16 protein-coding genes are annotated in these 20717 nt (G+C 65.7%); 8 read left to right on the top strand and 8 right to left on the bottom strand.

What is annotated here, in order from left to right; translation table 11 throughout:
- The first annotated feature begins 7 nt into the window (after positions 1-7).
- The gene (locus tag A5645_RS17720; RefSeq protein ID WP_065130483.1) at positions 8-994 is read left to right on the top strand and encodes a quinone oxidoreductase family protein; all 987 of its coding nucleotides are present in this window, start codon (positions 8-10) and stop codon (positions 992-994) included.
- On the opposite strand, the gene A5645_RS17715 is transcribed toward A5645_RS17720, so the two are convergent.
- Positions 972-2828 (bottom strand): FAD-binding oxidoreductase, encoded by a 1857-nt coding sequence (locus A5645_RS17715; protein ID WP_253867030.1) that lies wholly within the window; start codon positions 2826-2828, stop codon positions 972-974. The genes A5645_RS17720 and A5645_RS17715 overlap by 23 nt on opposite strands.
- 202 nt (positions 2829-3030) lie before the next feature.
- On the opposite strand from A5645_RS17715, the gene A5645_RS17710 reads away from it, so the two are divergent.
- From A5645_RS17710 to A5645_RS17700, 3 genes are all read left to right on the top strand, one after another.
- Complete coding sequence (locus A5645_RS17710) at positions 3031-4134, top strand: glycosyltransferase (RefSeq protein ID WP_253867029.1); 1104 nt, start codon at positions 3031-3033, stop codon at positions 4132-4134.
- Positions 4135-4202: 68 nt separating this feature from the next.
- Entirely contained in the window at positions 4203-5870 is a 1668-nt protein-coding gene (locus tag A5645_RS17705; protein ID WP_065130481.1) for a catalase, read from the top strand.
- Between the two features lie 118 nt (positions 5871-5988).
- Positions 5989-6921, top strand: a complete 933-nt coding sequence (locus A5645_RS17700; RefSeq protein WP_065130480.1) for a TauD/TfdA dioxygenase family protein — start codon at positions 5989-5991, stop codon at positions 6919-6921.
- A 2-nt stretch (positions 6922-6923) separates the two neighbouring features.
- Here A5645_RS17700 and A5645_RS17695 read toward each other — a convergent pair whose 3' ends face one another.
- Positions 6924-7409 (bottom strand): SRPBCC family protein, encoded by a 486-nt coding sequence (locus A5645_RS17695; RefSeq protein ID WP_065033624.1) that lies wholly within the window; start codon positions 7407-7409, stop codon positions 6924-6926.
- A 3-nt stretch (positions 7410-7412) separates the two neighbouring features.
- On the bottom strand, positions 7413-7754 hold the full coding sequence (locus tag A5645_RS17690; protein WP_065033650.1) for an ArsR/SmtB family transcription factor: 342 nt from the start codon (positions 7752-7754) through the stop codon (positions 7413-7415).
- Positions 7755-7882: 128 nt separating this feature from the next.
- Between A5645_RS17690 and A5645_RS17685 the strand changes: the two genes are divergently transcribed.
- The 3 genes from A5645_RS17685 (at position 7883) to A5645_RS17675 (ending at position 10549) form a co-directional block, all read left to right on the top strand.
- Positions 7883-8200: a hypothetical protein gene (locus tag A5645_RS17685; protein ID WP_065033623.1), complete on the top strand. Its 318-nt coding sequence runs from the start codon at positions 7883-7885 to the stop codon at positions 8198-8200.
- Positions 8201-8213: 13 nt separating this feature from the next.
- Positions 8214-9923, top strand: a complete 1710-nt coding sequence (locus A5645_RS17680; RefSeq protein ID WP_065130479.1) for an alpha/beta hydrolase — start codon at positions 8214-8216, stop codon at positions 9921-9923.
- 134 nt (positions 9924-10057) lie between these two features.
- Positions 10058-10549 (top strand): hypothetical protein, encoded by a 492-nt coding sequence (locus A5645_RS17675; protein WP_231122928.1) that lies wholly within the window; start codon positions 10058-10060, stop codon positions 10547-10549.
- A gap of 8 nt (positions 10550-10557) precedes the next feature.
- Here the strand turns inward: A5645_RS17675 and A5645_RS17670 are convergent, their stop codons facing one another.
- Both A5645_RS17670 and A5645_RS17665 read right to left on the bottom strand, forming a co-directional pair.
- Complete coding sequence (locus A5645_RS17670) at positions 10558-11343, bottom strand: ESX secretion-associated protein EspG (RefSeq protein ID WP_065130477.1); 786 nt, start codon at positions 11341-11343, stop codon at positions 10558-10560.
- A 17-nt stretch (positions 11344-11360) separates the two neighbouring features.
- Entirely contained in the window at positions 11361-12176 is an 816-nt protein-coding gene (locus A5645_RS17665) for an SDR family NAD(P)-dependent oxidoreductase (protein WP_065033619.1), read from the bottom strand.
- A 184-nt stretch (positions 12177-12360) separates the two neighbouring features.
- Here A5645_RS17665 and A5645_RS17660 point away from each other — a divergent pair, with 184 nt between their 5' ends.
- The gene (locus A5645_RS17660; RefSeq protein ID WP_065130476.1) at positions 12361-13389 is read left to right on the top strand and encodes a fused (3R)-hydroxyacyl-ACP dehydratase subunits HadA/HadB; all 1029 of its coding nucleotides are present in this window, start codon (positions 12361-12363) and stop codon (positions 13387-13389) included.
- 20 nt (positions 13390-13409) lie between these two features.
- On the opposite strand, the gene A5645_RS17655 is transcribed toward A5645_RS17660, so the two are convergent.
- Genes A5645_RS17655 through A5645_RS17645 form a run of 3 tightly spaced genes read right to left on the bottom strand, consistent with a single transcriptional unit; the run spans position 13410 to position 20631 of the window.
- On the bottom strand, positions 13410-14261 hold the full coding sequence (locus A5645_RS17655; protein ID WP_253867028.1) for an ABC transporter permease: 852 nt from the start codon (positions 14259-14261) through the stop codon (positions 13410-13412).
- Between the two features lie 5 nt (positions 14262-14266).
- A complete protein-coding gene (locus A5645_RS17650; protein ID WP_155768055.1) occupies positions 14267-15115 on the bottom strand; it encodes an ABC transporter ATP-binding protein in 849 nt (282 codons plus the stop codon).
- Complete coding sequence (locus A5645_RS17645; RefSeq protein ID WP_065130528.1) at positions 15112-20631, bottom strand: type I polyketide synthase; 5520 nt, start codon at positions 20629-20631, stop codon at positions 15112-15114. The genes A5645_RS17650 and A5645_RS17645 overlap by 4 nt, the downstream gene beginning before the upstream one ends.
- Between the last annotated feature and the right edge of the window lie 86 nt (positions 20632-20717).

Below are 20717 nucleotides of genomic sequence, written 5' to 3'. Positions count from 1 at the left end.
AGCCGCTGTGTACGCAGTGGCGGTGACCCGAACCGGCGCACCGGAGGTTCTCACCGACACCGAAATCCCGGAGCCGGCACCCGATGCCAACGGGGTGGTGATCAAGGCCGAGGCGATCGGCGTCAACTTCATCGATACCCATTTCCGATCTGGCAGGTACCCCCGCGCGCTGCCCTTCATTCCGGGAAGTGAGGTGTGCGGCTCCGTCGTGCGGGTCGGCGCGAACGTGTCCACGGTTCAGCAGGGTGATCGGGTCGCAAGCGCGGACGCCGTGGGCGCTTATGCCGAGTACTGCAGCGCGCCTGCCGCTTTGGTGGCTCATGTACCGGCCGCCATCGGCAGCGACACCGCGGCCGCCGCGCTGTTGAAGGGACTGACGGCGCACCTCCTGATCAATTCCGTGTACCGGGTCAAACCGGGTGACGTCATCTTGGTGCACGCGGGCGCCGGCGGCGTCGGTCTGATCCTGACCCAGTGGGCAGTCAGTCTCGGCGCGCGGGTGATCACAACCGCATCCACCCCGGCCAAGGCGGAGCTGTCACGCCGGGCCGGAGCGTGGCACGTGCTCGATTACCCAACCGCACCGGACGAATTCGGGTCGGTGATTCGCGAGTTGACCGGTGGCCGCGGTGTTTCGGCGGCGTACGACGGAGTTGGCCGGACCACGTTCGACGCCAGCCTGGCAAGCCTGGCCGTTCGCGGCACGCTCGCCCTGTTCGGCGCAGCAGGCGGTCCGGTGCCGCCGGTCGATTCGCAGCGGCTGCGCAACGCCGGCTCGGTCTACCTCACCCGCCCGTTGCGCAGCCATTTCAACCGGACATACGACGAGTTCGCTTGGCGGGTAACCGAACTCTTCCGCGTGATCGGTGACGGCACCGTCGACGTGGCCATCGGTCAGCGTTATCCGCTGGCCGATGCCGCCCGGGCTCACCGCGACCTGGAGTCCCGGCGGACGTACGGTTCCACCCTGCTCATACCGCCGATAGGCAGTTGACCTTGAACGTGGCAGACACGATCTCACCGAATGCCCCACCCGCGCCGATGAAGAGCCGCTTGAGGTCGTAACCCGCGACATCTTTCATGGTCTCACCGCCGAATCGGGCCGGTGCGCCACCATCGGCGAGGGCGACGCGAAGGCCGAGCAGATTGTTGCGGACCGCGCGCCGCTCGGTGCCACTGGCGGTGGCAATCAGCGCTCCGACACTACGTCGATCCTCCTCGGCAGGTATTGCGGCACAAGCCATGTGCTGTTGGGCCAGGTGAGCGGCCAAGTCGTCGAGACGCACGCCGGCACCGACGGTCAGGCTCAGATTCGCGGCGTTGAGGTCGACTTGCGTATCGCCGGCGGCTGGCGCGGGCGCCGGCTCATCCTGCACCGAATCTTGGTCCCGGCGTCGGGCCAGTGCGGCGAGCACGGTCGCCTCGAACGAGGCCAGGCTCGGCTCGTCCGGCGACAAGTCGGGCAGCAGCACGCCCGGATTGAGGAGCCCGGTGGGGTCGAAGACACGCTTGACGGCGCGCTGCGCGGCGATCTCGACCGGGGTGAAGCGCTTGGTCATGAATTGGCGCTTCTCGGTACCGACACCGTGCTCGCCGGTCAAGGTTCCACCGAGGTCAAGTGCGGCATCGATGATTTCGTTGTTGGCGGCTTCCAACGCCGAAGCCGCCTTGGGGTTGGTTGAGTCGAAGAAGGAAATGGGGTGCAGATCCCCGTCGCCGGCGTGCCCGGCCACCGCGATGAACAGCAGCCCGTCGGTGTGCCGGGCCGCGGCGCGTTGGATGGCCTCCTGCATCTCGGGAATCCGGTTACGGGGTACCGTGACGTCCCCGATGAAGTAGTCGTGGCCGCTGCGTACCACCGCATCCGGCGCGTGCAACCTTCCGTACCAGAGCTTTTCACGCGCCTCGTCGTCGGTGGCAACCCGTACCTCAACGGCGTTGCGTCGCAATACCTTTTCCACTGTCGCGGTGTCGCGCTCCACTTCCTCGCCGGTGCCGTCCACGTCGACCAGCACGATCGCATCCACATCGGTGGGGTACCCGGTGTCGGTGAACGCCTGCAGCCCCGCAATTCCGGCGCGGTCCAGCCATTCGAGCGCGGCGGGCACCGTACCGGTCCCGATGATGTCCGCGACGGCATCCGCGGCGTCGTGTGCCGACGCGAAGCTGCCCATCAAGCTGTGAGTCACCGGTGCGATGGGCCGCAACGCCACGGTCGCCTCGGTGACAATGCCGAGGGTGCCCTCCGAACCGATGATCACTCCGAGCAGGTCCGGCCCGGCATCGTCGGCAGACAGGTTCACTACGGATCCGTCGGCGAGCACCACCTCGATTTCGTCGATGTGGTTGTAGGTGACGCCGTACTTCAATGCGTGTGGCCCGCCCGCGTTTTCGATGATGTTGCCCCCGATGGTGGACAGCGGCGCCGAGACGGGATCCGGGGAGAAGCACAGGCCGTAGGCGACCAGCTGCTGCTGCAGGTCGGCGTTGATGACACCCGCCTCGACACGCGCGGTGCGCCCCTCGGGATCGATGGCCAGCACCCGATTCATCGCCGACATGTCCAGCATTACCCGATCGGGTGCGGCCATCATGCCGGCACTGCAGTTCGACGCACCCCCGCGGGTGACCACTGGAATGTGGTAAGCGGCCGCGATGCGCAGCACCGAGATCACCTCGGCGCGGGACACCGGCCGGACGGCGACACCGGGCACCCCACCGAATCCCCAGCAGTCGCGGCCCCGCGCGGCCAGATCGCCGGCGTCGGAAAGTATTGCGTCGGGCCGAGACAACGCGGCGGCGAACTGGCTGATCACGCTGCTATCCATGGGCATCCTCGATCGTGTTGGGTCGGCTCAACATTGGCACCTTCCGCGCTTGGGTGAGCCCGTGGAAATCCCCGGGGTTTGCCTACTGCCCGGGGCGCCGGGGTTCGTCGAGTGTGTGGCCTACGCACCGAGTCACGCCCGGTTTCCTACGCGAGGCCCACGGGTATCTGCACACAGACTCAGTTCGGCCGAAGGGGGACGTGTGCGCTCACCCCTGCGCATCGCGGTGATCGCGCACAATCATTTCCCGATCCGGGAGCCCTACGCCGGCGGACTCGAGGCACACGTAGGACACCTGACCCGGGCGCTGGTGCACGAGGGTCATCGGGTCACACTGTTCGCTGCGGCGGATTCCGATCTGGGGCCGGCCTATCCGAATTTGGCTATCGACACGCTGCACCGCAGTTCAGCCGCCTCGGAACCGTTCCCCCTGCCGGGCGCGGTCAAGGATTCCGACCACAACGCATTCGTCGAGCTGATGACGTGGCTGGCCGGGGGCGGCGCCGCCGAATACGACGTGATCCACAATCACAGCCTGCACTACGTACCGATCCTGATGGCTCCACGGCTCGGCACGCCGGTGCTGACGACCCTGCACACGCCTCCGTTCCCGTCACTGGAAGCGGCGGTCGGTGCGGTTCGCCGCAGCAACCTCACCTTTGCGGCGGTCAGCCGGCAGGCCGCCGCCACGTGGGCGCACACCGGCATCGACACGGCCGTCGTCCCCAATGGCATCGACGTCGCGCGGTGGCCAGCAGGGCCGGGCGGGCGCTATGTCGTGTGGTCCGGCCGCATCGTCGCAGAAAAAGGGCCGCATCTGGCGATCGAGGCGGCACAACGCTGCGGGCACCGCCTCGTGCTGGCCGGGCCGATCGTGGACGACGAGTTCTTCCGAAGCAGAATCCAGCCGCAGCTGGGTGACCGAGTCCGGTATGTGGGCCATCTCGACCAGCACCGCTTGGCCGCGTTGGTGGGCGGTGCCGCCGCCGCATTGGTGACCCCGCTGTGGGACGAGCCCTACGGCCTGGTGGTGGCCGAAGCGATGGCGTGCGGGACGCCGGTGGTGGCGTTCGCTCGTGGCGGCATCCCCGAACTCGTCGACGAACGGTGCGGCCGCCTGGTGCCGCCCAGGGACGTGGCCGCCATGGCGCGGGCCATTCCTGTCGTCAGCGAGCTTTCGCGCGCTCAGGTGCGTCGCGTTGCGGTCGCCCAACACGACGTCTCGGCGATGGTCGCCAAATACGTTGCGCTGTATCGCAATCTGTGGGCCGAGTCCGAGGCGCGGGGCCGGCCCCGGACCGCGTGAGTTTCGGCGCGGCGCTGACGGGTACGCGACCGATCAGCTGACGTAGCGAACAAGCCCAGGAGCCTTAGATGACCGATGTGTCCGCAATACCGCCCGATCCCGACGACACCCGCGACATCCTCACCGACCGCCAAGGGCACCCGATCTACGACAACCAGAATCAGCGCACCATCGGCGCCCGCGGGCCCGCGACCCTGGAGAACTACCACTTCCTGGAGAAGATCAGCCATTTCGACCGGGAACGCATCCCGGAGCGGGTCGTGCACGCCCGCGGTTTCGTCGCCTACGGCTACTTCGAGGCCACCGGGAAGTGGGGCGACGAGCCGATCGCGAAGTACACCCGGGCCAAGATCTTCGCCGAATCCGGCAAACGCACCGACCTGGCCATCCGCTTCTCGACCGTGATCGGTGGCCGGGACTCCTCGGAGGTGGCCCGAGACCCGCGCGGATTCGCCGTCAAGTTCTACACCGAGGACGGCAACTGGGATCTGGTGGGCAACAACCTCGGCGTCTTCTTCATCCGCGACGCGGTGAAATTCCCCGACGTGATTCACGCGCTCAAGCCGGATCCCGTCACCTTCCGGCAGGAGCCCGCCCGCATCTTCGACTTCATGTCGCAGACGCCGGAGTCGATGCACATGCTGGTCAACCTGTTCTCCCCGCGCGGCATCCCGGCGAACTACCGCACCATGCAGGGCTTCGGCGTCAACACCTATCGATGGGTCAACGCCGAGGGCGAGACTCACCTGGTCAAATACCACTGGATGCCCAAGATCGGAGTGAAGAGCCTCACCGAGGCGGACGCCGCTGCGATCCAGGCCGAGGATCTCGGTCATGCCAGTAGCGACCTGTACGAGGCCATCGAGTCCGGCGACTATCCGGAGTGGCAACTGCTGGTGCAGCTGATGAGCGACGACGACCACCCCGAACTCGACTTCGACCCGCTCGACGACACCAAGACCTGGCCGGAGAACGAGTTCCCGCCGAAACTGGTCGGCACCATGGTGCTCAACCGCAACGTGTCGGACTTCTTCAACGAGAACGAGCAGAGCGCCTTCGGCACCGGCGTGCTGGTCGACGGTCTCGAATTCTCCGACGACAAGATGCTGGTCGGTCGGACCTTCTCCTACTCCGATACCCAGCGCTACCGGGTGGGGCCAAATTACCTGCAGCTTCCGGTGAACCAGGCCAAGAACGCCAAGGTGTCCACCAACCAGCAGGGCGGGCAGATGCAGTACCGCGTCGACAACAACGGCGCCAACCCGCACGTCAACTACGAGCCGTCCATCACCGGTGGCCTGCGGGAGGCGACCAGCCAGCGCCAGGACGAGCTCGGTCCCGAGATCAGTGGGCGCTTGACGAAGAAACGCCTAGCGCGCACCGACGACTACACCCAGGCCGGACAGCGCTACCAGCTGATGGAGCAGTGGGAAAAGGACGACCTGGTGCTCAACCTGGTCAACGGCATCTCCGAGGCGGTGCGCGAGGTGCAGGAGCGCATGGTGTGGCACTTCCTGATGTGCGACGACGAACTCGGGATCCGAGTCGGCGAGGGTCTGGGCATCACGCCCGACGATGTCCGGCACCTGGAACCGCTGAAATCGCAGACGCTGACCGACGCCGAAGAACACCGCCGCGCCAATCTCGGCAAGAACGGGCCTCGCGACGTCGAAGGACTGACGATGACGCACTGCGTCCCCAACGAGCACGTGTCGGTGGCCGACGGCACCGGTTGAGCCGTTTCGTCCAACCTGATCACAAGCGTTGCGATGGCGGCGCCACGTGCCTACCGTTGCGGTAAGCCGCGTGTATACAGTCGACTACACGCGGGATACTTCGAAAGGCGCGGGGCAAATGAGTAGCGATATTCGTGTGGTGAAGCTGGGCGAGAACATCGGTGCACGTGTCGATGGCGTACGGCTCGGTGCGCTGGACCCCGAGACCGCGGCGGCGGTGAATCAGGCGCTGCTCACGCACAAGGTGATCTTCTTCCGCGGGCAGCACCACCTCGACGACGACTCGCATTACGCGTTTGCCGAAAGCTTGGGCGTGCCGACGACTCCGCATCCGACACTGAAGTTCGAGGGCAGCAGGGTCATGCGGTTGGAGGCCGTCGGGGGTAGCGGCGCCAACCAGTGGCACACCGACGTCACCTTCGTCGACCGCCCGCCGAAAGCCTCGATCCTGCGCGCCGTCGAATTGCCGTCCTACGGCGGCACAACCACCTGGGCATCGACCGTCACCGCGTATCGGCAACTACCCCCGCCATTGCAGGAACTCGCCGAAAACCTGTGGGCCGTGCACAACAACGCGTTCGACTACGCCCAGATAGATCCCGTCAAACTGGCGGCCGCCCAGGCCAACCCGGAACCGATGCTGAAGTACGCGGCCGAATTTCAGTCGACGCATTACGAAACATTGCATCCGGTGGTGCGGGTGCATCCGGAGACCGGCGAAAAAGCTTTGCTGCTGGGCTCTTTCGCGAAGTCCATCGTGGGGCTCAACGGCGCCGAGTCGCAGGCGCTGTACCGGATCTTCCAGGACCGCATCACTTGGCTGGAGAACACGATCCGGTGGAACTGGGAACTCGGCGACGTCGCGATGTGGGACAACCGCGCCACCCAGCACTACGCCGTCTCGGACTTCGGCGACCAACCGCGCCGGGTGCACCGAATCACGTTGGCCGGCGACATCCCGGTGAACGTGCGCGGGGAGCGCAGCCGTGCGATCCAGGGCGACGCCAGCGACTACTCGGTGATCGACGACCCCAAACCGCTTGTGGCTTAAGGTCAGGCGGCGAGCAGGTCGTCGATCTGGTTGATCGCCGACGTAGCTCCTTCGATCACGCCCATGTCCAGCACCTGCTGGAGCGCCTCGGCGGAGGAGAACGTGCTGACGAAGGTCGCGCGGGTCCCGCCGTCGTGCTCGGCAAAGGTGTAAACGTTCGTCGAGACGGGCAAATCCGGATTGGGGTTGAAGTCCTCATCGGCGAAGCCATCGTCGAAAGAGAAGCTCCTCGGCTCGTCGACGGCAGTGATCGTCCAATACCCGGCGTACTTCTCCCCCTCCGGACCGGTCATGAAGTACGTCATGCGGCCGCCGGGCCGCAGGTCGTGGTCGACCACGGTCGCCGGATGAGACGGTGGCCCCCAGACCTTTTCCAACTGACGCGGATCGGCGTAGACCTGCCAGACACGCTGCACCGGCGCGGCGAAGTCGGCGATGATGGTCAAGGTCAGATTCTCGAGGTCGTGTTGGACGTCGGTCACGGGCATGGTTCAGTCCTCCCTGGTTGCATCGGATGCGATGAGTTCGTCGATGCGCGCAACCCGATCACGCCAAAGGTGTTCCAGCTCAGTGAGCATGGACGCCACCGACCGCACCGCCGCCACGTCACCGCTGGCCAACTGCTCGCGACCACTGCGACGCTTGGTCAGCAGCCCGGCCCTTTCCAGGACCATGACGTGCTTCTGCACCGCGGCGAAACTCATCTCGTAATTCATTGCGAGCGCGGAAACCGAATGCTCTCCGGTCAGGACCCGGCGCATGATGTCGCGCCGGGTCCGGTCGGCAAGCGCCTGGAACAAGGCGTCCGCCCGGTCCTCGGCATCCACAGTCACCACCTCAACATACAACCAAATGGTTGTATGTTGTCAAGCCTCACGTTCAGCCTCGAATCAGCGCGGTAATTTCACCGAACCCGCTGTTAGTGTTCGTTCAGTCCCGGAAACCGAGGGGGGTTGAGCGGATGACCACGCAGTTGGAGCTCGAACTGCAGGCGCTGGGACGCTTGCGCCCGGAGTTGCAGACGCTGGGTGAGGTGCTGCGGATGGTCGCGCATCGTCCGTCCGCCGGCGCTGTCCCGGATGCTGCCGCCGACTCACCCTCGCTGGTGGCGGCGCGCGCGGTGAGCTATGAAACGATTCCGGATCTGCAGACCGTAATCGCCGACAGATTCACCACGGTGGGGAATCTGATTGAGCAGGCCCGCAACGCATTTGCGCGCACCGACGGCGACCTGATCGCGGTGATCGAGAGCGCGGGCACCTTGGCGCCCGGGAGCTGAGGAAACACCTCCGATGGTCACGCGCAGGCAGATCGACGCCGCCAATCCGCAAGGCGTGCTGGGCATGGTCGACGCCTGGAAGAAGTCGGCGAAAGACATGGCCGGCCACGCCGACTCGTACCGGCAGTTGGTCACGTTTCCGGGCGGCCAGCCATGGTCGGGTGCCACCAGAGACGCGGCGGTCACCATGGCCGCCAAGGATCACGCGGCGATCGACCGGCTGCGCGACGCCATTGACGCGATGGGTGACCGAGCCGCAAACGACATCCACAGCTCGGTGATCCCCAGGCTCAACGAGGTGCGCTCCAAGATCGCCGATGCCGAGGCCAACGAGTTTCGCGTCAACGACGACCTGTCGGTCACCGACACCAGGAAACAGGCAAACGGCGCACCGGACCCCAAACGCACCCAGGACCGGGACAATTTCGAGAGGGACATCAGGGCGGCCGCGAACAGGTGGTGGGAGTCCGATTCAGCGGTAGCGCGGCAGCTGGACAGCGACCGAAAGGGGTTGGCGGCCAACTTCAATCCGGTTGCCGCGGGACATCCTCCGCACGACGAGCGGCCGCATATCCAGGACGCGCTGTCCAGGCCGCTACCGGAAGATCCAAAGGCGTTCCACGACCTGTGGCAGCAGCTGACCCCGGAGGAGAAGGATTGGCTCTACAGCCAAGACCACAACATCGGCAACCACCCCGGGATGCCCTGGGATCCCGACGATCACCTGGGTAGGGACCACTACAACCGCCAGCACCTCGCGGAGCTCGAACAGCACACCGCAGCAGACGTCGACCGCCTGCAGGAGCGGGTGAATGCGCTTGCGGTGCAACAGTATATGGGCGACCACAGTGCGACGACCGCCGATCAGCTGGCGGTGCTGGCACCGCAACTACTCACCGCCCGGCACAACCTCGACGGCTACCGAGCGGTGCAGAGCACGCTGGACAGTACCGATGGGCCGAAGCGCTATCTCGGCATCATCGATGCTAACGGGCATGCCGCGGTGGCGATCGGCGACCCGGACAAGGCTTCCCGCAACGCCATCCTGGTGCCCGGAACCGGACAGGACATGGCGACTTTCAACGGCAGTGACAGGAAATCGCTCGCTATGTACAACGCCGCGATGCAGGCGACCACGACGCTGGGCCCCGGTGACGTGGCAGTGACGACCTGGATGGGCTACGACCGGCCGATGGACCTCACCCAGGCGGCGTGGCCCGATCCGGCCCGCGCCGGCGCAGGGGCCCTGGAATCATTCCAAAGCGGACAGCGCGCGTCCCACATCGGCGCACCGTCGATCGACACCGTGGTCGGACACAGTTACGGCTCAACGCAAGTCGGTGCGGCCGCATCCGGCGGACACCACCTGGACGCCAACAACGTCATCGCTGTGGGCAGCCCGGGAATGTTGGTCGAGCACGCCAGCGACCTGAACCTGGACCCGGGAGCGAAGGTGTTCGCCATCCGGGCCTGGAACGACCCGATCGACCTGGTCACCGGATTGACCCTGGGCCCCGACCCCAAGGGATCCGATTTCGGAGCAACCGCGCTCTTGGCGGATCCGGGGCCCGGTTTCGGCCCGTTCGGGCTTCTCCCCAATGTCGAGGCGCACAGCAGTTACTGGAACGCCGGAAATCCCGCGCTGGCCAACATGGGCGCCGTCATCGCCGGTGTCCCACCGCCGCAGGTGATCGGCCCCAACGGAGTGGAGCCGGGACGATGAGCCGAAACCGGGGCATCACAACGAAATTCGGCGCCGGCGCAACCGCCGTGGCGTTGCTTGTGGGCGGATGCGGGCACGACGCCCCACTGGGCCCGCCAACGCCGTCCGGAGCTACCCCCCTGGGAGGACCACCCATGACATCCACACCCCCACCGCCGCCGGGCTGGAAACCGCAACCCGCCGTCCCGGCCAGCCAGCAGCAGGCGCAGGACACGGTGATCGGTTACCTGCGACGGACTTTGCAAGAGCTTCCCCCCGGAACCACCCTGGACGCGACCCGCTACAGCGGCGGCACGAACACTGTGCCCTGCAAGGACGACACCTCCGGGAACCCACCCCAGGAATTCACCACTATCGGGGACCTCAAGCCGCCGCCCGGCACCGACACCGAGTCCCTCGTTGTCAGCGCCGGTGACATCTGGAAACGCTGGGGCTGGTACGTCTATGAACGAGACGGCTTCTACAAGCCCAACCGATTCGGCTACGCCCCCGACGGGTACAGCCTGCAGATCGAAGCCAGGGCGCGGCCCGGTGAACCGCCGAGCCTCAAAGCGACGTCTCCGTGCTTCCCGGCCGATATACCTCGCGACCGGACCCCTTTCCCGGCCATCCTGGCCGCGGAATAGGCCGCAAATCAACGGGTTCCGCGCCGACGCGATTCCGCCAGGTCCGCCTCGATCAACCCGTTGATCCGATTTCGCAATGTCTCGTGGGTCGCGGGCACCGCGTGCTGGAATTCGGCATCGTAGATGTAATCGCCGTCGGCATCGAGTTGCACCCAGACCAGAAGGTCCTTCGCCCAGTCGACACCCCATGCGCGGGCGGGCTCGCAGTGCGACTGAATGGTGGCGAGCGCCAAGACGTCCGCGTCCGGTACCGTGGCCGCTTGTTCCAGCGCAGGGCGGTCCGCCCGGATGATGGCCTCGTAGTCGTCCTCATCGCCGAAGTCATCGAAGTCGCCGAATTCGGCGGTCGATTCGCCGAAGTAGTTGACGTACTTCGGGATAACGATCTGCGGGTGGGAACCGGGACCGCTGGGCCGGACCCCCTCCGCTATCGCCGCGGCAATGTCGGGCGGTGACAGTTCATAGACATCCACCAGGTTCTGGCCGGGTCGCTGTGCCGCAAGGAAGCCCACCCGTGCGGAACGGCAAGCCGATAATCGGGTGTCCGGGAGGTCGTCATCGCGGTACAGCACGCGGCACTCCACCCAAACGTCGGCGTTTCCATGCGTCTCGAGCCACTCGCGAAAGACCCGGAGGTCACCGTCGTCGAAGCGTGCCGCAACCGACGACGGGGCCTCGGGTCCGGCCGGACCGCCTTCGCGCATGAACGGATACGGCAGGAATTCAGCACCGCGAAGTTCACACAGCGTATCCAGGTCGGCGAGGTCGATCGTGCCGACCAGCCGGCGGCTCACCGAATGGCCCCGTGGGCTCAGTGGCCCTTGAACTCGTCCATCGAGTTGTAGACGCCGACCCGACGGAGATAGATGTCGCGCAACCGAATCGGCAGTACGGCGCTGAGCACCTTGTTCATCTTCGACGTCCACGGCATCACCACGAACGGCTGGCCTTTGAGCATCGCCGACCACGTGGCTTTGACAACGTCCTCCTGCTCGAGCATCGGAGTGAACAGAATTCCTTTGGCGCCCTCGAACATGCCGGTGTTGATGTAGGTCGGGCAGACGGTGGTCACCTTGACGTGGTCATGGCCGGCCTGTTCGAGCTCGAGGCGCACGGAGTCGGAGAAACCGATCGCCGCCCATTTGGAAGCGGCGTATGCGGCCATGCGAGGGATGGCGTTCAGGCCGGCCGAGGATGCGATGTTGACGACGCGGCACGGTGTGTTCGATTCGACCATCGCCGGCAGGAACTCGCGAAGCACCAGCATTGGCCCGATGGAGTTGACCTCCATGGTGAGCAGGAAGTCGCGCGGTGGGTTCTCCCAGAAGTAGCCGTTGCCCCGCACGATGCCGGCGTTGTTGAACAGCACATGAATCGTCCCGACGCTGGCGCGGGTCCGCTCGGCGGCCTCGGCCACCACGTCCTGCGACGTGACGTCGACGGTTTCGTAATGAACCGTGCCTCCCGCCGCTTCCAGCTCGGCCGCGGTCTCCTTCAACGCGGTCTCGTTGGCGTCCCAGAGGACCACCGCGGCCGCGCCCTCCTTGACCGCCTGGGTGGCGAACAGCTTGCCGAGGCCCATGGCGGCTCCGGTGACTAGGACGTTGGCTCCCTTGACGGACTGCATGGCTGTTCTCCTCTGGGCGTCTTCGGTGACGGGATCTGATAGCTCTTATACCCGTTCCAGCACCCTGCGAGCGACCGGATGCCGCGATTGGAGAAACACGTGCGCGTATCGCGCCGGTGCCCGCGCGTTACTGTGCTGAGGTCGGCCTGAACAAACAAGCCGACGGGACAGTTGGGCGAAAGTCATGACAGCAGCAACGTCGTCGACGCTGGAATCGCGGGTCGGCCACCACTACCAGATGGACGGCACGTACCTGGTCGGCCGCGAAAAGGTACGTGAGTACGCCCGGGCGGTGCAGGACTATCACCCCGCGCATTGGGATGTCGCCGCGGCCGCCGCACTGGGTTATCCGGAACTGGTGGCGCCGCTGACGTTCACCTCGGTACCCGGGATGGCCTGCAATCGCCGCATGTTCGAATCGGTGGTCGTCGGATACGACACCTACGTGCAAACCGAGGAAGTCTTCGAGCAGCACCGCCCGATCGTCGCGGGTGACGAGTTGCACGTCGACGTCGAACTGACCTCGGTGCGCAGGATCGCCGGCCGCGACCTGATCACCGTGACCAACACCTTCACCGACGCCGCCGGGGAGCGGGTGCACACCTTGCACACCACGGTCGTCGGCGTCACCGCGGAGGACGTGGACCCGGCGATCAAGTCCGCCGTGCAGAACGCGATGATGCATGACTTCAACATCATCGAAATCAGCGAATCCGACGCCACGTACCAGAAGACGGTGCGTCCCGAGGGGGATGTGCAGATCTCCGGGGGCAGCGGTACGCGCACCCCGGGCACGCGGCCCTTCGAGGACGTCCAGGTGGGCGACGAGCTGTCGGTGCACCACGCCCGCTTGTCCCGTGGCGACCTGGTCAACTACGCGGGAGTGGCCGGTGACGCCAACCCAATCCACTGGGACGAGAACCTGGCCAAACTTGCCGGGCTGCCGGACGTGATCGCGCACGGCATGCTGACGATGGGATTGGGCGCCGGATTCGTCTCCGCCTGGTCGGGGGACCCGGGCGCGGTGACCCGTTACGCGGTCCGCTTGTCGGCTCCCGCGATTGTGTCGGCCGCCGAGGGCGCCGACATCGAGTTCAGCGGCCGGATCAAATCGCTGGACCCCGCCGCCCGCACCGGCGTCGTCGTGGTCGGCGCGAAATCCGCGGGGAAGAAGATCTTCGGTCTCGCGACCGTTGACATCCGGTTCCGCTGAGCCCGGTAGGCGTCGTCAGCTCAGTCGGTGTCCGACCAGCGGAAGACGGCGAGGCAGCCGACCAAGCCACCGATGCTCCACGCCGCGAGCACCAGGAAGATTCGCCAGTGCTCCCAGCTGCCGGCCGGCTCGAACATCACCATTTCCGGCGGCAACAGCACCGACCGGAATCCCTGTGCCATCCACTTGACGGGAAACACCGAACCAACCATCAACATCCACGTCGGCAACGCCATCAGCGGCACGTACGTCCCGGACAGGAATTGCAGGGCCACCGCCGGCCCATTCGTGATGACAGCGGCCGAGACGGCGTTGCTGGCCAGGTTGCTGATGAAAATGCCCAGGAGTGCGCAACTGACGATGCCCAGCAGCGATACCCACGCAAGGGTGAACCAGCCGAAGACGTCGGACGGGAGGCGCAGCTTGAACACCAAGACGCCGACCAGCAGCAGAATGACCGCCTCGGCGAAAGTGACGATGGCGACCAGCATGATCTTGGCGATGAAATAGGACGACGCAGTCGTCGGGGTGCCACGCAGCCGTCGCAGTGCGCCGGTGTCGCGGTCGGCGGCAATGCTGATGCCCAGGTTGATGAACGACGTGGACAGGATGCCGTAGGCGAGCATGCTCGCGGCGATCACCGCACCGGTGCTGGTGTCGCTGTTGGGCAGTTTCGTCGAGAAGATCGAACCCAGCAGCACACAGATCACCGCGGGCATCGAGAACGTCAGCGCCACCTGTTCCGGCCGGCGGTAGAACATCTTCAATTCCGGGACGACGCGGGACAATCCGATGCGCAGCGGTGAGGGCAGCGGAGCCGGCGGGCTCGCCGCGCGGTGACGCGGCGCCAGGTCCGGGGCAGCGCGGTCCACGGCCATCACGTCATTCCGATCAGACGCAGATAGGCGTCTTCGAGCGTCGGTCGGCTGATCGTCAACTGAGGCAGCTCGCGTCCATCGGCGCTGCGCCGCCGGACCAACTCGGTCGGAAAATCGGTTTGTTCCTCGTGGATTTCGTCGCCCTCGACCCAGCGGACCGTCGCGGCAGAACTCACGTACCCGGTCAACTCCAGCGGTGAATCCACGGCGACCACCCGGCCGGCGGCGATCACCGCCACCCGGTCTGCCAGCGCCGCGGCTTCCTCGAGGTAGTGCGTGGTGAGCAGGATGGTCGTGCCGTCGGACGCCAAAAGCCGTATCAGTTCCCAGAATTGACGTCTGGCCTCCGGGTCGAACCCGGTCGTGGGTTCGTCCAGGAACAACAGCTCGGGCATGCCGATGATGCCCAACGCGACATCGAGGCGACGCCGTTGCCCGCCGGACAGGGCTCGCACCCGCGCAGCCGCGACCGCCTCGAGCCCGACGAGCGCCAGGACTTCCTCCGGGTCCCGGGCGGTGCTGTAGCAGCTGGTGAACATGCGCACGGTTTCGTCCACCGTGAGCATCCCGGCGTCACTGACCTCTTGCAGCACAATGCCGATCCTGGCCCGCCAACCTCGGCCCGCGGTCCCGGGGTCTTCACCCAGAACTCGCACCTCCCCGGCGTCGCGAGTCCGGTTGCCCTCGAGTATTTCGATCGTCGTGGACTTACCGGCACCGTTGGGGCCGAGGATGGCGAAGATCTCGCCGTGGCCGACATCGAGATCCAATTCCCGCACCGCGTGCTGTTTTCCGTAGGCCTTGGACAGGCCTCGCACATGAATCGCGGCCGGCGTAGCTGTTGTCACGATCCGGCGCCGCCTTCGAGTTCGGCGAGCAGGTCGCGCAGGTCTGCCTCCGACAGGTTGTCGATCAATCGCTCGACGTCGTTCTCCGCTGCGGCGGGCTCGGCGGCCGGTGCGGTGGGTGCGGGTTCCTCGCTGTGGATCGCTTCGAGTTCGGTGAGCACTCGAATGGCTAGCGAGTCGACGCTGACACCCTTGAGGATTTCCAGCACCGGCAGGTCGATCGAGAACGCCGTGTTGATCCGGACCCGGAAGTCCATGGCCATCATCGAGTCCAGGCCGATGTCGTCCAGCATGGCGTCGGATCTGAAATCGGTCACAGCGCAGTCGAATACGGCCGCCACCAGCCTCCCGACGTGCTCCTTGACCACGGCGAGACGCTCGGACTCGGGTGTCGCGGCGAGCACGCTGAGTATCGATGCATCGGAATCGGCGGTCGGATCGGCGACCGCGGCGTCGAGTGCGGCGAACATCGCCGGCAGGTGTCCGCCGAGGAGTTGGCGGGCCCGACCCCAATCTGCGTTGATGGCAACGATATTCGGTGTCCGTTGGTTGATCAGCCGGTCGAGAATACTCGCCCCCGCCGCGGGTGTGATCAGCTCTATTCCGCGCATCGCATACACGTTTTCCAGCTTGAGTTCCTCGACCATTCCCACCGACCATGGTCCCCACCCGATGGTGAGAGCCGGCAGGCCCTGCGCCTGTCGGTAGTGGGCGAATGCATCGAGGAACGAGTTGGCGGCGGCGTAGTTGCCCTGGCCGGGTGCGGCGATCACGGATCCCGCGGATCCGAACATGACAAAGAATTCCAGGTCGGCGTCCGCGAACGCCTCGTGCAGGTTCCGCGTGCCAGTGATTTTGGGCGCCAGGACCTTGACGAAGTCTTCATCGGTGACATTCACCAGGAGCTGGTCGTGCACCGACCCAGCCGCATGGATGATGCCGCGAACCGGGCGGCCCCCTTCCCGGACGTGTTCGGCCAACCAAGTGCGCACGTGGTCAATATCGGTGACGTCGACACTCGGCGTGCTCACATGCGCGCCGAGCCGCTCGATGGCCCGGACCGTATCAACCGACGTGTAGTGCGGGTCGTCTTCGGTCATCCCCGGCCAGCGATTCCGCGCTGGGAGCGTCGTTCTGCTAAGCAATGCGATGTGTCTCGCCCCGCGTTCGGCCAGATAGGCGGCGACCGTGCGGCCCAGCGCGCCGGTTCCGCCGGTGATGACGTAGGTCGCGTCGGGACTGAGCTTGGTGGGAAACGGTCGGGTGAGGTTCGTGGCGGGGCGCAGACGCGGGACCAGGACCGTCTCGCCGCGGATCGCGATTTGATCCTCATGGTGGCCGTCGAGAATGTGCCGGCAGACGCGCGCTGCGGCCTGGTCCGGACCGTCGGCGTCGTCGACGTCGATCAGGGCACCCCACCGCTCGACGAACTCCTGGTGGCCGATGACGCGGCCCAGGCCCCAAATCGCAGCCTGGTTCACGGCCAGCGGTTCGGTACCGAGTGCCGGTTGGGCGTTTGCGGTGACCAGATACAAGCGGGACGCGACGGTGTCGTAGGCGGCCAGGGCTTTGGTGATGTGCAGGACGGCCAGGACACCCAGCGGGTAGGTCTGCTCGTCGTCAACGTCCGCCCCAAGGTCCAGCGGCCAGCAGTTGACGACACCCGCGACGCCGCACTCCCCAGCGAAGTGCGAATCGAAGACTGCCCGCAGCTGCTCGGGCCGGCGCGGGTTGATCGCGTATCCGCCTACGACTTCGGTGATCTCGCCGACGGCTTGGTGGGCGACGGTCCGCACGCGGTGGCCGGCGCGCTGCAATTGCTGCGCTATGCGGACACCGACTCCGCCATCATCGACGAAGACCAGCCAGGACGACGGGGTGATCGCATCCGGGTGTCCCGCCAGGTCTTCGGTGGGCTCCGCCAATGGTTCCCACTGCAACTCGTAGAGCCCCTTGTCGATGCTCTCCCTCGACAGGCGCGACGATGCGCTCAGCGATCGAACCGTGAAGCCTTCGAACACCGCCAGAGGTTCCCCACCGAGGTCGCAGATCGTGATGTCGCTGACGATCTCGTCCGCTGTTGCCGATGTGACGCGTAGGCGCACGGTCATATCGCCCTTGGGTGAACCGTAGATGGAGCTTCGCCGGATCAGCGCGGGCAGGTACGGGCCGTCACCACTACTGCGTCCGAGAAGCGGTGCGCCGAAAAGTGTTTGGAAGGCGCCATCGACGAGCGCCGGATGGAAGCCGTAGTCGTCGAGTTCGGCCGCGATCGGAGATGGAACGCTGATATCCGCGACTACCCAGTCGTCCCCGGCGGTGACGGCGTTAACGGTCTGAAACGAGTCCCCGTAGTCGAATCCGATGGCGCGAGTGCGGGCATAGAACTCTGCGCCGCCAATCGAGGTGACCGGTTGCGCGCCGTTCTTGACGTCGCTGCGCCCAGGAATCCTTGGCCGCGTGGCGAGTTCGGCGGTCGCCGTGATGGTCCACTTGAGCTCTCCGTCGCTCGTCGCGGTGAAAGCGGCGAATTCCAGAGCACCGGTGTCTTCGTGCAGCGTGGTTCGCAAGACGGGGTCGCAAGTCTCGTCGAGGATGACGGCGCGGTGCAGTACCAGATTGTTCACACCGAGATCTGAGCCGTAGGTTGCTTTGGCTGCGGCAGAGGCCATTTCGACGTAGACCGCACCCGGTAACACGACGCTACCCTGAACCCGGTGATCGTCGAGGAACGGAAGCAGTGCGGTGCTCAGCTCGACTTCCCAAGTGGGGTGCACGGCACTGACCGGTTGGCCGAGCAGCGGGTGCACCGGCCGGTAGTACAGGGCTTCCGCCGCTTCCGGGGTTTCGTTCCAGAAGCGCTTGGACTGCCAGGGGTAGGCGGGAAGTTTCAGCAACCGAGCGCCGGCGCGCGGATATAAGGCGTCCCACGCCAATTCGTGGCCGTTGCTATGAAGTACACCGACGTAATTCAGGAACGTGCGCAGGTCGTCGTCATTGCGGCGTTGCGCGGCCAGGACCAGCGGCTGCTCGGCGCCGGCGATCTCAAAGATGGATGAGGCCAGCGCAGGGTGCGGGCCGAGCTCGACGAAATGGGTGTAACCGTCTTCGAGCATCCGCCGGATGGCGGGCTCGAAAAGAACTGTGGCGCGGGTGTTCTGCCACCAGTAGGCGGCACCGGCAGCGTATTGGTCCAGCCGGTCGCCGGTGACGGTGGAGTACAGCGGGACGGCAGCCGGCTGGGACGACAGTCCTTCGAAGGCGGCGTGCAGTTCCTCTTTGATTTCCTCCATGTAGTGGGTGTGATAGGGCACCTTGCCGGAGAGGTATCGGTTGAACACCTCCGCGTCGTCAAGCCGCTGCGCGATGTCGTCCAGAATGTCTGCGTCACCGGCGATCGTCACCGCTGACGGGCTGTTGATCGCTGCGATGGACACTCGGTGGCCGAACTCTTCCCGCGTCTGCTCGTCGAGTGCCTGCGTGAGCGCTTCGGCGTCGAGGCCGACGGCGAGCATGCGGCCCAACCCGCGGGTTCGTTGCTGCAATCGACTCCGGTGATAAATCACGTGGACCGCTTGCTCGAAACTGAGCAGCCCGGCGAGGTAGTGTGCCGCGACTTCACCGGCGCTGTGGCCGATTACCGCATCGGCGTGGATCCCGAACCGTCGCAGTTGTTCGGCCAGCGCAACCTGGATCGCGAAGTTGGCCGGTTGAGCGACGTCGGTTTCGCCCATCCGCGAATTGGTCTCGTCGCGGCGGAGTTCCTCGATCAGGGACCAGTCCGTGTACCGAGAAAGCTCGCGATCGGTTCGCATGATGCTCTCGGTGAAAGTCGGTAGCACGTCCAGCAATCCGCGGCACATCCGCCACCACTGCGGGCCCATCCCGGTGCAGACGAACGCCAGCTTCGGTACGGTCGGGGAGGCACGGCCCGAAGTAATCTGCCCGCCTTCGGCCAGGGCTTGAAGCTGGTCTCGGGCGTCAGCGACACTCCGCGCGATCAGGGTGTGGCGATGACTGAGGTGGGCGCGTCGCTGCGAGAGCGTATAGCCCAGATCCCGCAACGTGACCTCGGGGTGTGCCTCGAGGTGTGCCGCCAGCCGACCGGCCGCGTCGATCAACGCTTCGTCGTTGCGCGCCGAGATCGGCAGGACGGACAGCGGCAGTTGGCCGGAAGCATCGTCAGCTGAAACGTGCGACTCGACAGCGGGTTCGGCCAGGACCACATGCGCGTTGGTGCCGCCGAATCCGAATGAGTTGACCCCGGCGATGCGCCGCTCGGACCCGGGAAACCGGCGGCCCGTTCGCGGGATGTCGATCTTGAGATCCGTGAGGTCGACCTGATTGCTGGGGTTTGCCAGGTGCAAATGCGGTGGGACGTAGCCGTGCTTGAGCACCAGAGCGGTTTTGATCAGACCCGCTACTCCGGCACCGGCCTCGAGGTGGCCGATGTTGGTCTTGACCGACCCGACCAGCAACGGTTGAGTGAGCGGTCGGCCCGAAGTCAGCGCCGCGGCCAGGGCGCGTATCTCCACCGGGTCACCGACGGGCGTTCCGGTGCCGTGTGCCTCCACGTACCCGACTTCACCCGGCTGGACGCCGGCGTGTCGCAGCGCCGAGGTGATCGCTGCCTGTTGGGATTCCGCGCGTGGGACAGTGATGCCGTCGGTGCGGCCGTCCTGGGATACGGCCGTGCCCAGGATCTGGGCGTAGATCTCGTCGCCGTCGCGCAGCGCGTGTTCGAGCGGTTTGATGACGACGACCGCGCCACCCTCTCCCCGGGCGTAGCCGTCGGCGGATTCGTCGAAGGCCTTGCAGCGCCCGTCGGGACTGAGGAATCCGCTCTTGGACTCCGCGATCGTGGTGTTTGGCCCGATCATGATGTTGACGCCGCCGGCGAGGGCGAGGTCGCTTTCGCCGTTCCAGATGCTCTGCGCCGCCAGATGCACGGCAACGAGCGAGCTCGAGCACGCGGTGTCGATCGTCATGCTCGGTCCGCGGAAGTCGAAGGCGAACGAGATCCGGTTCGCCAGCATTGTCATCATCATTCCGGCGGCGGAATGCGTCTTGAACCGGTAGCGACTGGTGGGTCCCTGGTTCTGCAGCAGTTGGTAGTCGAGGGTGAAGCCGCCGACGAACACCCCGACGTTGGTGCCCGCGAGGCCGTCCGGCGCAATTCCGCCGTCTTCCAATGCCTCCCACGTAACCTGCAGCAAGAGGCGTTGTTGTGGATCCATCGAGTGCGCTTCGCGCGGGGAGATGCCGAAGAATTGTGGGTCGAATTGGTCTATCTCGCTGAGGAACCCGCCGCGGCGGGTCACCATCTTTCCGACTTTTCCTGGCTTCGGGTCGTGGAATCTCGCAGCGCTCCAACGTGTTTCGGGGACATCGCAGGTAGCGTCCGTCGCACCGCCCAGCAAGTTCCAATAGCCCTCCGCAGAATCGACGCCGCCCGGCAGGCGGCATCCGATTCCCACGATCGCCAATGGTGGGTGGCTGGGGCGGTCAGTGCGCATCTTCATGCTTTTCCCGCACATCCTGCTGCGAAAACAAGTCATGCCCCACGGCCATCAATTGCCCTCCCGTCGTAATCGGCACTGCC

Source organism: Mycobacterium asiaticum, assembly GCF_001673635.1.
GTDB lineage: Bacteria > Actinomycetota > Actinomycetes > Mycobacteriales > Mycobacteriaceae > Mycobacterium > Mycobacterium asiaticum_C.
Note: the sequence above shows the minus strand (reverse complement) of the source record. Positions and strands in the feature narration are given on the sequence as shown.

Bases quoted from the DNA above. Each gene is read 5' to 3' on its own strand.
- A5645_RS17705 (WP_065130481.1), top strand. From the start codon at position 4,203: ATGACCGATGTGTCCGCAATACCGCCCGATCCCGACGACACCCGCGAC.
- A5645_RS17680 (WP_065130479.1), top strand. From the start codon at position 8,214: ATGGTCACGCGCAGGCAGATCGACGCCGCCAATCCGCAAGGCGTGCTG.
- A5645_RS17645 (WP_065130528.1), bottom strand. From the start codon at position 20,631: ATGCGCACTGACCGCCCCAGCCACCCACCATTGGCGATCGTGGGAATC.
- A5645_RS17675 (WP_231122928.1), top strand. From the start codon at position 10,058: ATGACATCCACACCCCCACCGCCGCCGGGCTGGAAACCGCAACCCGCC.
- A5645_RS17695 (WP_065033624.1), bottom strand. From the start codon at position 7,409: ATGCCCGTGACCGACGTCCAACACGACCTCGAGAATCTGACCTTGACC.
- A5645_RS17685 (WP_065033623.1), top strand. From the start codon at position 7,883: ATGACCACGCAGTTGGAGCTCGAACTGCAGGCGCTGGGACGCTTGCGC.
- A5645_RS17715 (WP_253867030.1), bottom strand. From the start codon at position 2,828: ATGGATAGCAGCGTGATCAGCCAGTTCGCCGCCGCGTTGTCTCGGCCC.
- A5645_RS17665 (WP_065033619.1), bottom strand. From the start codon at position 12,176: ATGCAGTCCGTCAAGGGAGCCAACGTCCTAGTCACCGGAGCCGCCATG.
- A5645_RS17660 (WP_065130476.1), top strand. From the start codon at position 12,361: ATGACAGCAGCAACGTCGTCGACGCTGGAATCGCGGGTCGGCCACCAC.
- A5645_RS17700 (WP_065130480.1), top strand. From the start codon at position 5,989: ATGAGTAGCGATATTCGTGTGGTGAAGCTGGGCGAGAACATCGGTGCA.